The sequence below is a fragment of the Hydrogenophaga sp. genome, from assembly GCF_051858985.1.
GTDB lineage: Bacteria > Pseudomonadota > Gammaproteobacteria > Burkholderiales > Burkholderiaceae_C > Hydrogenophaga.
In genome coordinates this window covers 502,142-516,098 of the sequence record NZ_JBHYGM010000003.1, presented here as the reverse complement: position 1 = coordinate 516,098, position 13,957 = coordinate 502,142, and the positions used below count along the sequence as shown (strand labels likewise).

The following is a 13,957-nucleotide window of genomic DNA, read 5'->3' as shown; positions in this document are numbered from 1 at the left end:
CCATGTACACCAGGCTCTGCGCCGGCCTGTCCCGGCTCAGTCTGATGCTGGCGGTGATCGGACTGATCGCGCTCGTGCTCTGCGTGCAATACCAGGTCATCGGCCGCTACGTCATGAACGACACCCCCACCTGGGCCGAAGCCCTGGCCCTGCTGCTGGTGCTCTACGTGACGGCGCTGGGCGTGGCGGTGGGCGTGCGCGACGCCGGGCACATCGGTCTGGAGTCCATGGTGGCACTGCTGCCGGACCGATGGCGACAACGGGTGGAGTTGCTCATCCATGTGCTGGTGGGCACGTTCGGCGCGATCATGGTCTATGGGGGCTGGATCTGGGCCCAGGCCAAATGGTCGCAAGTGAAGCCGCTCCTGGGTGTGAGTGAAGCCATGGATTTCATTCCCCTGATGATCGCCGGCGTGCTCATCGTCATGTTCTCGGTGGAGCACTTCCTGGCCTTGCTGCGCGGCGACACGGTGGAGCCCTCATGGAATTGACCATCCTCGCCGTCAGCTTCACCCTGTTGCTGCTGATCGGCGTCCCGGTGGCGTTTGCCATCGGTCTGTCCTCCATCGTCACCATCATCGCTGCGGGCCTGCCCGTGGCGCTGGTGTTCCAGAAGATGGTGGGCGGCATGCAGGTGTTCAGTTTTCTGGCCATCCCGTTCTTCGTGTTTGCCGGGGAGCTCATGCTGTACGGCGGCATCGCCGACCGCATCGTGCGTTTTGCCAACAGCCTGGTGGGCCACGTGCGCGGCGGACTGGGCATGAGCAACGTGCTGGGCTGCACCATCTTCGGCGGGGTCGCCGGCTCGCCGCTGGCCGATGTGTCGGCCATCGGCTCGGTGATGATCCCGCTGATGAAGAAGGAAGGGTACGACGCGGACTACGCCGTCAACGTCACCACCCACGCGGCACTGGTCGGCGCCATCATGCCGACCTCGCACAACCTCATCATTTTCACGCTGGCGACATCCGGCATCGCCTCGGTGAGCGTCCTCAGCCTGATGCTGGCGGGCCTCCTGCCCGCGGTGCTGCTCACGGTCTGCAACCTGGCAGCGGCCTACTGGGTCGCCATCCGGCGAGGCTATCCGGTGCGTGCGGGCGGCTTCGTGGGCTGGAACATCGTGCTGGCCGCGTTCCTGGCTTCGCTGCCTGGGTTGCTGGTGGTCGTGATCATCCTGGCCGGCATCCTCTCTGGCGCATTCACCGCCACCGAATCCGCTTCCATCGCCGTGGCCTGGGCATTGCTGATCACCACGCTGGTGTACCGCTCGCTGACCTGGCACAACTTCCTCAAGGCCTGCGCCAAGGCCTGCAAGACCACGGGCGTGGTGCTGCTGCTGATCGGCATTTCGGCTGCGTTCGGTTACTTCATGGCGCTCTATGAAGTGCCCCAGGTGACCGGTGAACTCATGAAGTCGGTGTCGGACAAGCCGTGGGTGATCTTCCTCATGATCAACCTGTTGCTGTTCGTGCTGGGCACCTTCCTCGACATGGCCGCCACCATCCTGATCTGCACGCCCATCTTCCTGCCCATCGCGATGCAGTTCGGCATGGATCCGATCCAGTTCGGCATCGTCATGCTGATCAATTGCGCCCTGGGCCTGAACACGCCACCGGTCGGGTCTGTGCAATTCGTGGGCTGCGCCATCGGTGGCATTTCGGTGGGCCAGGTCATGCGAACCATCGCGCCGTTCTATGGCGCACTCGGCGTCTGTCTGATGCTCGTGACCTACGTCCCCGCGTTTTCGCTCTGGCTCCCCAGCCTCTTCAAATGAACCCCAAGGAGATCTCCATGTCACTGAACCGCCGCCAACTCATCGCTGCCTCCGCCGTCATGGCCACGGTGGGACTGCCTGCCCACGCCCAGAGCTTCCCGAACAAGGCCGTTCGCATCATCGTGCCCTACCCGCCCGGCGGCTCCTCGGACATCATCGCGCGCGCCATCAGCCAGCCGCTCTCCGAAAGCCTGGGCCAGTCGGTCATCGTGGAAAACCGCCCTGGCGCCAACGGCAACCTCGGCGCCGACCTGGTGGCCAAGTCGGCCCCGGATGGCCACACCATCCTGTTGTGCGATGTGGGCGCGCTGGCCATCAGCCCTTCGGTCTACACCAAGCTGTCGTTCGACCCGGGCAAGGACCTGCGTGGCGTGACCATGCTGGCCTACTCGCCGCACATGCTGGCCGTGCACCCTTCGGTGAAGGCGAACTCGCTCAAGGAACTGGTGGTCCTGTCCAAGACCTCCGACCTGAACTTCGCGGTCACCGCGGTGGGCAGTGCGCCGCACGTGGCGGGCGTGGCGGTGGAACGTGCCACCGGCGCCAAGTGGACCTACGTGCCCTACAAAGGCGGTTCGCAGGCCGTCGCCGACACGGTGGCGGGCCAGACCCAGGTGATCATGAACGGCATGCTCGCCACCTTGCCGCACGTGCAGAGCGGGCGCCTGAAGGTGCTCGGCATCTCCAAGAAGACGCGCATGCCGCTGGTGGGTGACGTGCCCACGCTGGCCGAGCAAGGCGTGACCGACTTCGAATCCGGCACCTGGCAGGGCGCGCTGGTGGCCAACGGCACACCGGCAGCCGTCATTGCGCGTCTCAATGCCGAACTGATCAAGGCCATCCGCAGCCCCGACGTGCGCGCGCGCCTGACCGGTCAGGGTGCCGAAGTCGTCACCATGCAGTCTGCCGAACAGGACCGCTTCTTCGAGCGCGAGCGCAAGCGCTGGGCAGAGGTGGTGACGCAGGCCAACATCAAGCTCGACTGAACGCAGGCGAGGCGAGGGTCCACGCGCTCGGGCCACAATGGGGCGCATGAACCCGCCTCCCTTTTTTTTCCCCCTGCTCGATCCGGCACGCTTTCACGGCGCGGTCGACGGCCGACCCACCGCACTGTTCTTTCTGCGCAATGCACGCGGCATGGTGGTGGCCGTGACCAACCTGGGCGCCAAGGTGCTGCAGATCGTCGTTCCCGACCGCCAGGGCGAGCTGGCCGACGTGGCGCTCGGCTATGACAGCCTGGACGCGGTGATCGCGGGCTCGCCATCCATGGGCGCTTTCGTCGGGCGCTACGCCGGACGCATTGGCGGCGCGCGTTTCACCCTGGATGGCCGCGAGCACCGCCTGACCCCCAATGCCGGCGAACACTGCATTCACGGTGGCCCGCGCGGCGCGCGTCACCGCGTCTTCGACGCCACGCAGCCCGACGCGCGGACGCTGGTGCTTCACCACCGGTTCCTCACCGCCGAAGACGACTTCCCCGGTACGCTGGACCTGCAGCTCACCTACCGCCTGGACGATGACAACGCACTGGTGATCGAGCACCTGGCCACCGCGCTGGACGATCCCGGCCCCGCCAGCTTCACGAGCCACATCTACTTCAACCTCGATGGTGTGGGGCATGGCCGGCGCATCGACGAGCATGTGCTGCAGGTACCTTGCGCCAGCACGGTGCTGGCCACGGGCAGTGACGGCATTGCCACCGGTGCCCTGGTGTTGCTGGACGGCCACGTGCACGACCTGCGAACCCCGAAACTCCTGGGCTCGTTGCCCGACATCGACCTCAGCTATCCGCTGGACCCCCACCCTTCGGACGCCACTCGCCTGTGCGCCCGACTCAGCAGCCCGGGCAGCGGCAGAGCGCTCGAGGTGTGGACGAGCGAGCCCCTCCTGCAGGTCTACACCGCCGGGCAACTCGGCTCGTCGGAGAAGCCGGACGTGGGCAAGCTCGGCATCGCGCATCGCCCGCGCACAGCGGTGTGCCTCGAACCCCAGCATTTCCCCAACGCCCCCAACTGTCCGGCGCTGCCGCAGAACTTGGTCACCAAGGCGCGGCCCTACCGCGGCACCACGGAGTTTCGTTTCAGCGTGATCTGACGCGCCGCGAAAGACGCTCAGCGGACCCGGACTTCCTAAGCTTGCATCCATCTTTTTCGATGGAGTTCGCCATGTCATGGCTTTCGAGCTGGTGTCTCACCGCTTTTTCCCGTTCCTCCCGGCAAGCGAGGCGTTCCCCGTGGTGGCGCGGGCGCGAACTGCTGGCCTCGGTGGTCCACTTCGGCATGGTCATGACCACGCTTCTGCTGGTGGGATTGGCCATGTCAGCGCCGGGGCGGTGAGCGGCCGTGTGCTCATCCACTCACCAGCACGCCCGACCCCTGCCAGGCCCGGCCGCGCGGCCGCAGGAGGCGCTGGACCAACTCTTGACCATGCTGCACACCGGTCAGGGCGATCCCATGGCGGGCGCCCAGGCGCTGATGTGGTCGCATCCCCACTTTGCAGCGGGACACTGCCTGCACGCCGCTCTGCTCGTGATGGCAGGCAGCGAGGACACGCTGCCTGCACTGGCCCGCACCCTGCACCTGGCCGAGGCCTTGCCCGCAGAATCGGCCAGCGAGCGCGATCGGCGGCACCTGGCCGCAGCGCGCGCCTGGCTTGAACGCGATCTCAAGGCGTCGCTCCAGCTCTATGGAGAGATCGCATGCCTGGATCCGCTGGACACACTGGCGCTGCGCGTCGCGCATTTCGGTGACCTCCAGTGGGGCCGCACGCTGCAATTGCGCGACCGCATCGCCACGGCACTGGCGCACTGGCACGAACGCATGCCCGGGTATGGCCACGTGCTGGGCATGCATGCCTTCGGCCTGGCCGAGAACGGCGATCACGAAGGCGCAGTGGAAGCCGGGACGCAGGCCCTGAGACTTGATGGTCGCAACGCGGCGGCGGTGCACGCCGTGGCCCACGCGCTGGACATGCAGGGAAAGTCGCACGAAGGCATTGCCTGGCTGGAAGAAAGGTCGTCCGCATGGACGAGCAGCTCGGGCTACGCCCCGCACCTGTGGTGGCACCAGGCTTTGTGCCACCTGGACCTGGACGATGTCGAATCGGCCTTGCGCATCCTGGATGCGTTTCTGCCCTCAGCGCCCGGCGCCAGCGTGCCCGCGCTGGTGGATGCGTCGGCACTGCTGTGGCGCCTGCAGTTGCGCGGGATCGATACGGTCGATCGATGGCAGCGTGTGGCCGGTGCCTGGGCCGTGGTGCCTGAACGCGGTCTGCGGCCCTTCAACGACACACACGCCATCCTGGCCTATGTGGGTGCCGGCCGACACCAGCACGCCAAGTGGGTGATGGACGCACTGCGCGCGAGTGCAGAGCGAACCGGGGATCTTCATGGCCTCATCGCGCACGCCGCGCTGCCGGTGTGCGAGGCCGTGTGGCGCTTTGGTGCCGGCGACTACGCCGCAGCGGTGGAATGCATGTTGCAGCACCGTCACCTGTCGCAGCACTGCGGTGGAAGCCGGGCCCAGTGCGACCTGGTCCACCAGACCTTGCTGGAAGCCAGCATGCGCGACGGTCAGTGGGAACTGGCGCGTTCACTCGTTGACGAGCGCATCGCCGCGCGGCCCCACAGCAAGATGAACCAGCGCCTGATGGCGCGCTGCGAGGCGCGCGGCGCCCGCACGCTGCAGACGCATCCCTGAGTTCAGGCCGCCCGCGCGGCAATCCGCACCACACCGGCTTCCAGCGCCTGCACGATCAGGCGCGTTCGGCGGTCAGCCACGTGGTGCTCGCCCGCAGACAGCAAAGTGTCGCGTTCGTCGCTGTCCTGGGTGATCCATACCCCACCTTGAATGCAGTCGATGCGGCAACCCAACGGCCGTGCGATGGACAACAGCTCGTTCTTCTTCATCCTGACGGTGGTGGCTTGAGGCCCCTGAATCGCGCGAGCGCTGCGAAGCAGCCGGCCAAAAAAGTAAAGGGTGTGCGTGGTGTTCATGGTGATCCTGCAACCGCCCGCAAGGCGGCGTGTGTGGATGGCTCGGGCACGCGGTCCGGGGACCGCGTGCCATCCTGCGTCCAGGGTGATGGAAGACTTCAGGCCGGCGTGGTGCGGCGCTCAGACGTGCGCCAGGGCATGTCGCTCGTCAGCGTCGTGATCGGCAGGTGGTGAACCTGCCGCTGCGCCTGCAACGCCTGCACCACTGCGTGCTGGCCGCTGCGACGGGCCGCCTCCTGCGCCGTCAGTGCGAGCAGGTCGCGCTGGGCATGGCTTCCGCCCAGCGCCTGGGCGACCGGCAGGACCGGGAGGAGCAGATCCACGCAGCGCGCGTGCTCACCCGCTGCCATGGCAGCAACGCCATCAAGGGCAGGAATGGCCACCGCGCTCCATTCGGCATGCGCACCGGGGCGCTCCTGCGCTGCCGCAGCGGCGCGCGCCAACTGCGTGAGGCCTTCCCGATCACCGGCGGCAGCGAAGCTGACGCCAGCATGCACGTCGAGGAAGCCCACGGCGCCGAAGAGGCCCTGCGCACGCCAGCGCTGAGCGAGCGATGCCCACCGTGGCCCCACATCCACCCCGCGCATGGCCAGGCGCCACAGCAGCGCGCTGGCGTCGGCAAGATCCAGCGCCAACGCGGTGGGCGAAGGCACCACAGCCTGGTCGTACAGCGCGAGCGCAGCAGCGTGTTCGCCACGGGCCAGGTGCATCAACGCCAGGTGCCAGTGGTTGTGAACGGCCAGACCGTTGTTGGCCTCCCAGGTGGCGCGCGTGGCGTTCATCCACTGGATGCCGTCGGCCGCGCGGCCCTGCATTTCGCAGACGTGGGCCACCGCATGGATCGCCCACGTGTCGTGCGGCTGCAGCGCCACGGCGCGCCGGCCCACTTCCTCGGCCTGCTCGTAGGCGTGGCACTCTTCAAGCCCGAAGGCCTGCATGCCCAGCACGTAGCCATAACCAGCGTCGCTTTCGTTCCAGGCGGGCAGCACACGCGCGATGCGGTCGCGCAGCATCGTCGTCTGGCCCAGCGCCAGGTCGGCGGTGTGGGCGAGCTGCAAGGCCAGCAGGTCGCGCGGATGATCGAACAGGTGACGGTCGAGCCGACGGCTCCCCTCTTTCATGTCGCCTTCGGCCCAGACGCGCAGCGCCGCGTGCAGCGACTGCTCTCGCGCGGTCGGCGCCAGTGGACTGGCTGCGGCCTGATGCAGGCTGGCGAGCGCAGGTGCATTCATCTGCGGGTCATAGGTCGCCAGCATCATGGCGCCCATCAGAAGATGGCCCGATATGAAGTCGGGGTCTTGTTCCAGTGCCGGCGCGAGCGCGGCGACCGGGTCGGCGCGGAAGCTGTTGAGCAGGTCGAGGGTCTGGTTGTACGCGGCGGCCGAGGACGCGTGCGCGGTGGACAGCGCTTCGCCGCGAAGGTCTTTGAAAATCACAATGGTTCTCCTGAGGGACATGGAAGGTGGGCCCGACAGGTTGTCGGGCATCGGCATCGGCCGCAGGGCCAACCGACACAACCAGCTTAGGAAGCGACCGTCCGCTGACAGTCCTTCGCCTCAAGGGACCGGGTGCTGCACCTGCATGAAGCGCTCGATCTCGTCGAGCACGGCGCCGGTATCGCCATACCAGAGGGGATGGTCCATTCCCTCGAGCAGCACCAGCCGGGCGCCGGGAATGTGCTGGGCCAGATAGCGCGCCGCACCTTCGCGCACGATGAGATCGCCCTCGCGCTGCAGCACCAGCGTGGGCACCTGAAGTTCGGGAAGGCGAGCGCAAACGTCCATCCCACCGAGTGCGCGCAACAGCAGCGGAATGCCGTTCTTCGAAGCCGACTGCCGCAGCATCCGCGCCCACCAGTCTCGGGTGGCCTGGTCTTGCGCCATCGACGGAGCGAACTGCGCGAGGCTGGTGGCGCCACCCCAGGAAGACTGCAACTGGCTCAGCCACTTCTTCTGCTGCTGCTCCGTGAGCGCCCACGGGTAGTCGGGCGACCAGGTGCCACGCGCGCCGGTTCCATAGAGCACCAAGCCCCTGACACGGGTGGGAAACACCGACGCGTACTCAATGGCGATCGCGCCTCCGACCGAATTGCCGAGGAGCCACAGTTGCTCTGTTCCCAAGGCCCGGCGCACCGCATCGATGTCTTCCACGCCGGCGCGCGTGGACTGCTGCTGATCGACCCGGTCAGACAGGCCGGTGCCACGGCGATCCACGAGCACCACGCGAAAGGAGCGGGCCAGACGATCCAGGACGGCGCGGATGCGGGGCTCTTCCCAGGACACCTCCAGGTGCGACCAGAGACCGAAGAGGATCACCAGCGTGGTGTCGCCACCACCGAGCTCCAGGTAGGCCACCGAGCCATCTTCGGTGTCTGCGAACCGGATGGGAGGCGACAGGCGGGGGCGCGCTGTGCGCTGGTCTGGCAACAGCGTGAGCTGCGTGCGCGCGTCCGCGTAGGCCGCCTCGATGTGCGCAGAAGGCCGGATGCCGAGTTCGTTGCGCAGCACCTCGGCGCAGGCGAAATACGCCGCCTCGACCCCGGCCGCATCGCCCAGCTGGGAGCGAGCCGTCAGCATCACGGCGTGACCCAGGTCCGCCAGCGCGTCAATGGCGATCAGCCGAGCCGCCGCCTCAGCGGCCAGCGCCGGCTGGCCACTGGCGCAAAGGTGTTCCGCCGCCCGGCTGAGCGCGCGCACCACGAGGCGTTCGTGTTCGCTGCGCCGCACGTCCAGCCACGCATGGAAAACGTCGGAGTCCAGCTCGAAGCCGTCCAGCAGGCGGTGGGAATCGCTCGCGAGCAGTAGCTCCAGCGACTCGCGCGACCGGGCTTCGTTCGGCGTCGCCAGCAGTTGTTGTGCGCCCTGGCGGATGCGCTCGACATCCGAGACGGGTCCCTCTGCCACGCCGTCGAGCCACAAGGCGTCGGCGTCGCCGACCACCAGGTCGAGCCCGAGGACGCCATTGACTTCGTGACACAGGCGGCGCAACCGCGCGCGGGCCGTGTCGGGTGCTGCGTCAGGCCACAAGGTGTCGGCCAGCTGGTTGCGGGCGACCGGTCTCGACAACTCACTGAGGTACACGACGAGCGCGAGCCCGCGTTTGAGCTTGAGTGGCCGCGCCTGCCCATCGATCCAGATGCCGGGGTAGCCCTTGCAACGGACGTCGACGCGGTGCGGCGACGCGGCGACGCGGTTCGACGCCGCAGGCATCGCATGGATCGGAGCGGCGCTGGACATGGCAAAAAATTGTAGGGGTCCCGCAGGACCCCGGTTGCCCGTGCGTCGGACCGGAAGAAGCCAGCGGACGTTCAGCGGACGCGCGATTTCCAGACTGGCGTCACCGCATCCCACCCCGCACCACCATGCAAGTCAGCCAGAAACTCATCCATCTCGCCACGCAATGGAGCCCCAAGATCATGTTCGACATCGTCCGCAAACAAATGAGCCGCAGCGTGCCTTTCGCCCGCTGGCTGGGCATCTCGGTCGATGCGCTGGACAAGGGGCAGGCGCACGCGAGCGTGAAAGAATCCCCCGACCTCCTGAACCACGTCGGGACGTTCCACGCGGGCGTGCTGTTCACCACCTGCGAGACGGCCTCGGGCGCGGCACTGGCGGGAGCCCTGCTGCCGATGATCATGCAGACCCGGTTCGTGGTGAAGGAGGCCCGGATGTCCTACCTGAAACCCGCGAAAGGCCTGTTCACGGCCCACGCCACCCTGGTGGACGATCTGGAGGCCCTTTTGAAGGACCTTCGGCAACTGGGACGTGCCGAAGTGGCCGTGGACGTGAATGCTCGCTCCGAGGACGGCATCGTCATCGCCCGCGCCACCTTTCATTGGATGCTCAAGCTTCAGGAGTCCTGAAAACTGTTTTAAATCAAGGACTTAAGGCTTTCACTCTGGACGCCTCGCCCCGGCGGGGAAGCGCCAGTCGACGCCGAACACGGCCGCCCCATGAGGCCAGGAACTTCGGTCTTAGCACTCGATCCTAGAGAGTGCTAATATTCTTGGCCGAACACCTGAGGAGGGTTCTCATGTCTCACGCTCTCGCTCCTGTCGCCTCTGCTGCCAACGGCTCGCTCGCCGTGGCCAACCCGTGGGCGCTGGTGCCGCCCCTGGGCAACCTGGACGCCTACATTTCCGCGGTGAACCGCCTGCCCTTGCTCACGCTCGAGCAGGAACAGCAGGCCGCTCGCCGCCTGCGCGACGACAACGATATCGACGCCGCCGGCCAGCTGGTGATGTCCCACCTGCGCCTGGTCGTTTCCATCTCCCGCCAGTACCTGGGCTACGGCCTGCCGCACGGCGACCTGATCCAGGAAGGCAACGTCGGCCTGATGAAGGCCGTGAAGCGGTTCGACCCTGACCAGGGCGTGCGGCTGGTGAGCTACGCCATGCACTGGATCAAGGCCGAGATTCACGAATACGTGCTGAAGAACTGGCGCATGGTCAAGCTCGCGACCACCAAGGCACAACGCAAGCTCTTCTTCAACCTGCGCTCGCGCAAGCAGGGCTTCCGGGCTGACGCGCTGGATGGCGACACCCACCGCGATGTGCTGTCCGACGGCGAAGTGGGCGTGATGGCCCGCGAGCTGAACGTGAAGCCCGAAGAAGTGCGCGAGATGGAAACACGCCTCTCAGGCGGTGACGTGGTGCTGGACCCCGCTCCCGGCGACGACGGCGAAGACAGCTTCGGGCCCATTGCCTACCTGGCCGACGCCACGCACGAGCCGACTGCCGTGCTGGAGTCTGCCCAGCGCGACCTGCTGGCCACCGAAGGCGTGGCCATGGCGATGGGTGAGCTCGACGAGCGCTCGCGCCGCATCGTCAGCGAGCGCTGGTTGAAGGTGAACGACGACGGCTCTGGTGGCATGACCTTGCACGAGCTGGCGGCCGAGTACGGCGTGAGCGCCGAGCGCGTTCGCCAGATTGAAGTGGCCGCCATGAAGAAGATGCGCAAGGCATTGGCCGCCTACGCCTGAACGGGTTTACCCAAAAAAGAAGCCGCCTGCGGGCGGCTTCTTTCATGGCACCTGCAGCGGCGTCAGTTTTCGCGGCGCAGCGCGGGAAAAAGAATCACATCACGAATGCTCGGACTGTCGGTCAGCAACATCATCAGGCGGTCGATGCCGATGCCGCATCCGCCAGCGGGCGGCATGCCGTACTCGAGCGCGCGAATGTAGTCCGCGTCGTAGTACATCGCTTCTTCATCGCCTCCATCCTTGGCTGAGGCCTGTGCCTGGAAGCGCGCGGCCTGGTCTTCGGCGTCGTTGAGCTCCGAAAACGCATTGCCGAACTCACGACCCGTGATGTAAAGCTCGAAGCGCTCGGTCACTTCAGGGTTGGCGTCGTTCGCGCGCGCCAGCGGCGAAATCTCGGTCGGGTGGTCCATGATGAAGGTCGGGTTCCAGAGCTTGTCCTCGACCTTCTCTTCGAAGTACATCACCTGCAGGCTCGCAAGACTGCGACCGGAGAGCTGGTGTTTTTCCTCGCTCAGGCCCAGCTTTTTCAGCTGACCAGTGAGCCAGGCGGCATCGTCCACAAGGTCGCCCGCATCGGTGTACTTGCTGATCGCTTCGCGGATCGTCAACCGCTCGAACGGGGACTCCACATCGACGGGCTGGCCCTGGTACGTGAGCGGTTCGTCGCCCCGCACGCGGCGCACCACATGGCGAATGAGTTGCTCGTTGAAGTCCATCAGGTCCTGGTAATTCCAGTACGCCGCGTAGAACTCCATCATGGTGAATTCGGGGTTATGGCGGACGCTGATGCCTTCGTTGCGGAAGTTGCGGTTGATCTCGAACACCCGATCGAAGCCACCCACCAGCAGCCGCTTGAGGTACAGCTCGGGCGCGATGCGCAGGAACATTTCCTGATCCAGCGCGTTGTGGTGCGTCTTGAAAGGCTTCGCGTTCGCCCCGCCGGGAATGGGGTGCAGCATCGGCGTTTCCACCTCCAGGAAACCATGGCTCACCATGAAATCGCGGATGCTGGAGAGCGCCTGGCTGCGAGCCATGAAGCGCTTGCGAGCCGCCTCGTCGGTCATGAGGTCCACATAGCGCTGGCGGTACTTGATCTCCTGGTCCGCGATGCCGTGGAACTTGTCAGGCAAGGGCCGAAGGCTCTTGGTGATCAGGCGGATGCCGTCGGCCTGGATCGTGAGTTCGCCCGTGCGGGTGCGCATGAGCACACCTTCCACCCCGATGATGTCACCCAGGTCCCAATGCTTGAAGGCCTGGTGCGTCGCCTCGCCCACGCCATCGTTGTTCACATAGATCTGGATGCGTCCGCCCGACGGGCCGAACGAAGCGTCCTGCACGGTGGCGAAGCTGGCCTTGCCCATGACCCGCTTGAGCATCATCCGGCCTGCCACGCTGACGCGCACCGGCTCGGCTTCCAGCGCTTCCTTGGTCGACTCGCCGTACTTCTCGACCAGGTCGGCGGCCTTGTGGGCGGGTTTGAAATCGTTGGGAAAGGCCACGCCCAGTCCCTGCTTCTGCGATTCCCGCAAGGCCTTGAGCTTCTCGCGGCGTTCCGCAATGAGCTGGTTGTCGTCGTGCGCGGGCGCGCCGGAATCGGGAGTTTGGGCTTCGGTCATGAATGAAAAGAGGGTTGGGCACTGGTGTGCGCAACCCTCGATTGTAGTTTTGAGCGGACTTGCGTCCGCCACGGCCTCATTCGCCTAGATAGGCGGCCCGCACCTTGGGGTCGTCCAGCATGTCGCGGCCATTGCCCGTCATGATGATTTCGCCGGAATCCATCACATAGCCACGGTCGGCAATCTGCAAGGCGCGGCGTGCGTTCTGCTCCACCAGCAGGATGGTCACGCCTTGTGCCGACACATCGCGCACCACCTCGAAGATCTTGTCGACCATGATGGGCGACAGCCCCATGGACGGCTCGTCGAGCAGCAGCACTTTGGGCTGGCTCATGAGGGCGCGTGCCATGGCGAGCATCTGCTGTTCGCCACCGCTCATGGTGCCGGCCAGCTGGTCCTTGCGTTCGCGCAGGCGGGGGAAGATGCCGAACATGCGCTCGATGTCCTGCGCGATGCCAGCCTTGTCCTTGCGGATGTAGGCGCCCATCTGCAGGTTCTCGGTGATGCTCATGCGCGTGAAGACCCCGCGGCCTTCCGGAACCATGGCCAGGCCCTGTTTGACGAGGTCCCAGGCGCCTTTGCCCTTGATGCTCTGGCCGAGGTATTCGATGTCGCCGGCTTCGTAGGCCAGGGAACCGGTCACCGCCTTCATGGTGGTGGTCTTGCCGGCGCCGTTGGAGCCGATGAGGGAGATCAGCTCGCCCTCGCGCACTTCCAGATCGACGCCCTTGACGGCCTTGATGCCGCCATAGGACACCTTCAGGCCGCTGATTTTGAGGAGTGTGTTTGCCATTTGCATGAATCCTTGATCAGTGGCCACCCGTGCCGAGGTAAGCCTCGATCACCTTCGGGTCCTTCTGCACATCGGCAGGGGTGCCTGACGACAACTGTTTGCCGTAGTCGAGCACCGTGACGCGGTCGCACAACCCCATCACCAGCTTCACATCGTGCTCGATCAGCAGGATGGTGCGGTTGTCCTTGCGGATGCGGTCGATCAACTCGCGCAGCTGGATCTTCTCGGTCGCGTTCATGCCGGCAGCCGGCTCGTCGAGCGCAATCAACTGCGGATCGGTGGCGAGGGCTCGCGCGATCTCCAGGCGGCGCTGGTCGCCATAGCTGAGCGTGCGCGACTTGTAATCGGCAAATTTCTCGATGCCGACGTACGCCAGCAGTTCGCGCGCCCGCGCAGTGATGGCGGCCTCCTCGCGTTTGAATCCAGGGGTGCGCAGCACCGCGCCGATCAGGCCCGAATGGGTGCGCACGTGGCGACCCACCATCACGTTTTCCAGCGCGGTCATTTCGGCAAACAGCCGGATGTTCTGGAACGTCCGGGCGATGCCGGCCTTGGCCACTTCGTGCACCGCACTGGGGGTGTAGGGCTTGCCTGCGAGTTCAAAGGAACCACTGTCGGGTGTGTACAGGCCGGTCAGCACGTTGAAGAACGTCGTCTTGCCGGCACCGTTGGGACCGATCAGGCCATAGACCTGGCCACGCTTGATTTCAATGCCCACGTCGCTCAGGGCCTGCAGGCCGCCAAAGCGCTTGGAAACATTCGCTACCTTGAGAATGGTGTCGCTCATTTTTCTTCTCCGC

General features: G+C 65.9%; 14 protein-coding genes. 8 read left to right on the top strand and 6 right to left on the bottom strand.

From position 1 onward, the window contains the following. Window positions 1-2 precede the first annotated feature (2 nt). The 6 genes from ACTIEY_RS14840 to ACTIEY_RS14815 all read left to right on the top strand — a co-directional run bounded on the left by ACTIEY_RS14840 (window position 3) and on the right by ACTIEY_RS14815 (window position 5,472). Entirely contained in the window at window positions 3-491 is a 489-nt protein-coding gene (locus ACTIEY_RS14840; RefSeq protein ID WP_439519902.1) for a TRAP transporter small permease, read from the top strand. Further along, window positions 482-1,774 carry a TRAP transporter large permease gene (locus tag ACTIEY_RS14835; protein WP_439519901.1) on the top strand — a complete coding sequence of 431 codons (1,293 nt, stop codon included), beginning with the start codon at window positions 482-484 and terminating at the stop codon, window positions 1,772-1,774. Before ACTIEY_RS14840 ends, ACTIEY_RS14835 begins: the two co-directional genes overlap by 10 nt. Window positions 1,775-1,791: 17 nt before the next feature. After that, the gene (locus ACTIEY_RS14830; RefSeq protein ID WP_439519900.1) at window positions 1,792-2,760 is read left to right on the top strand and encodes a Bug family tripartite tricarboxylate transporter substrate binding protein; all 969 of its coding nucleotides are present in this window, start codon (window positions 1,792-1,794) and stop codon (window positions 2,758-2,760) included. Window positions 2,761-2,806: 46 nt separating this feature from the next. After that, window positions 2,807-3,868 carry an aldose epimerase family protein gene (locus ACTIEY_RS14825; RefSeq protein WP_439519899.1) on the top strand — a complete coding sequence of 354 codons (1,062 nt, stop codon included), beginning with the start codon at window positions 2,807-2,809 and terminating at the stop codon, window positions 3,866-3,868. Window positions 3,869-3,939: 71 nt separating this feature from the next. After that, complete coding sequence (locus ACTIEY_RS14820) at window positions 3,940-4,110, top strand: hypothetical protein (RefSeq protein ID WP_439519898.1); 171 nt, start codon at window positions 3,940-3,942, stop codon at window positions 4,108-4,110. A 90-nt stretch (window positions 4,111-4,200) separates the two neighbouring features. Beyond that, a complete protein-coding gene (locus ACTIEY_RS14815) occupies window positions 4,201-5,472 on the top strand; it encodes a tetratricopeptide repeat protein (protein WP_439519897.1) in 1,272 nt (423 codons plus the stop codon). A gap of 2 nt (window positions 5,473-5,474) precedes the next feature. On the opposite strand, the gene ACTIEY_RS14810 is transcribed toward ACTIEY_RS14815, so the two are convergent. The 3 genes from ACTIEY_RS14810 to ACTIEY_RS14800 form a co-directional block, all read right to left on the bottom strand. Continuing rightward, window positions 5,475-5,768, bottom strand: a complete 294-nt coding sequence (locus ACTIEY_RS14810; RefSeq protein ID WP_439519896.1) for a DUF2917 domain-containing protein — start codon at window positions 5,766-5,768, stop codon at window positions 5,475-5,477. A 98-nt stretch (window positions 5,769-5,866) separates the two neighbouring features. Next, entirely contained in the window at window positions 5,867-7,204 is a 1,338-nt protein-coding gene (locus ACTIEY_RS14805) for a tetratricopeptide repeat protein (RefSeq protein WP_439519895.1), read from the bottom strand. A gap of 120 nt (window positions 7,205-7,324) precedes the next feature. Further along, complete coding sequence (locus ACTIEY_RS14800) at window positions 7,325-9,004, bottom strand: alpha/beta fold hydrolase (RefSeq protein ID WP_439519894.1); 1,680 nt, start codon at window positions 9,002-9,004, stop codon at window positions 7,325-7,327. 125 nt (window positions 9,005-9,129) lie between these two features. Here ACTIEY_RS14800 and ACTIEY_RS14795 point away from each other — a divergent pair, with 125 nt between their 5' ends. Both ACTIEY_RS14795 and rpoH read left to right on the top strand, forming a co-directional pair. Continuing rightward, window positions 9,130-9,630 (top strand): PaaI family thioesterase, encoded by a 501-nt coding sequence (locus ACTIEY_RS14795; RefSeq protein WP_439519893.1) that lies wholly within the window; start codon window positions 9,130-9,132, stop codon window positions 9,628-9,630. Window positions 9,631-9,800: 170 nt separating this feature from the next. Next, window positions 9,801-10,748, top strand: coding sequence for an RNA polymerase sigma factor RpoH (gene rpoH, locus ACTIEY_RS14790; protein WP_439519892.1), 948 nt, complete (start codon window positions 9,801-9,803; stop codon window positions 10,746-10,748). Window positions 10,749-10,810: 62 nt separating this feature from the next. On the opposite strand, the gene lysS is transcribed toward rpoH, so the two are convergent. The 3 genes from lysS to ACTIEY_RS14775 all read right to left on the bottom strand — a co-directional run bounded on the left by lysS (window position 10,811) and on the right by ACTIEY_RS14775 (window position 13,944). After that, complete coding sequence (gene lysS, locus ACTIEY_RS14785; protein ID WP_439519891.1) at window positions 10,811-12,364, bottom strand: lysine--tRNA ligase; 1,554 nt, start codon at window positions 12,362-12,364, stop codon at window positions 10,811-10,813. A gap of 76 nt (window positions 12,365-12,440) precedes the next feature. Then, window positions 12,441-13,157 carry an ABC transporter ATP-binding protein gene (locus ACTIEY_RS14780; protein ID WP_428288128.1) on the bottom strand — a complete coding sequence of 239 codons (717 nt, stop codon included), beginning with the start codon at window positions 13,155-13,157 and terminating at the stop codon, window positions 12,441-12,443. 16 nt (window positions 13,158-13,173) lie between these two features. After that, window positions 13,174-13,944 carry an ABC transporter ATP-binding protein gene (locus ACTIEY_RS14775; protein WP_439519890.1) on the bottom strand — a complete coding sequence of 257 codons (771 nt, stop codon included), beginning with the start codon at window positions 13,942-13,944 and terminating at the stop codon, window positions 13,174-13,176. Window positions 13,945-13,957 lie beyond the last annotated feature (13 nt).

Coding starts and splice junctions, on each gene's coding strand:
- ACTIEY_RS14840 (WP_439519902.1), top strand. CDS start 3: ATGTACACCAGGCTCTGCGCCGGCCTGTCCCGGCTCAGTCTGATGCTG.
- ACTIEY_RS14835 (WP_439519901.1), top strand. CDS start 482: ATGGAATTGACCATCCTCGCCGTCAGCTTCACCCTGTTGCTGCTGATC.
- ACTIEY_RS14830 (WP_439519900.1), top strand. CDS start 1,792: ATGTCACTGAACCGCCGCCAACTCATCGCTGCCTCCGCCGTCATGGCC.
- ACTIEY_RS14825 (WP_439519899.1), top strand. CDS start 2,807: ATGAACCCGCCTCCCTTTTTTTTCCCCCTGCTCGATCCGGCACGCTTT.
- ACTIEY_RS14820 (WP_439519898.1), top strand. CDS start 3,940: ATGTCATGGCTTTCGAGCTGGTGTCTCACCGCTTTTTCCCGTTCCTCC.
- ACTIEY_RS14815 (WP_439519897.1), top strand. CDS start 4,201: ATGCTGCACACCGGTCAGGGCGATCCCATGGCGGGCGCCCAGGCGCTG.
- ACTIEY_RS14810 (WP_439519896.1), bottom strand. CDS start 5,768: ATGAACACCACGCACACCCTTTACTTTTTTGGCCGGCTGCTTCGCAGC.
- ACTIEY_RS14800 (WP_439519894.1), bottom strand. CDS start 9,004: ATGTCCAGCGCCGCTCCGATCCATGCGATGCCTGCGGCGTCGAACCGC.
- ACTIEY_RS14795 (WP_439519893.1), top strand. CDS start 9,130: ATGCAAGTCAGCCAGAAACTCATCCATCTCGCCACGCAATGGAGCCCC.
- rpoH (WP_439519892.1), top strand. CDS start 9,801: ATGTCTCACGCTCTCGCTCCTGTCGCCTCTGCTGCCAACGGCTCGCTC.
- lysS (WP_439519891.1), bottom strand. CDS start 12,364: ATGACCGAAGCCCAAACTCCCGATTCCGGCGCGCCCGCGCACGACGAC.
- ACTIEY_RS14780 (WP_428288128.1), bottom strand. CDS start 13,157: ATGGCAAACACACTCCTCAAAATCAGCGGCCTGAAGGTGTCCTATGGC.
- ACTIEY_RS14775 (WP_439519890.1), bottom strand. CDS start 13,944: ATGAGCGACACCATTCTCAAGGTAGCGAATGTTTCCAAGCGCTTTGGC.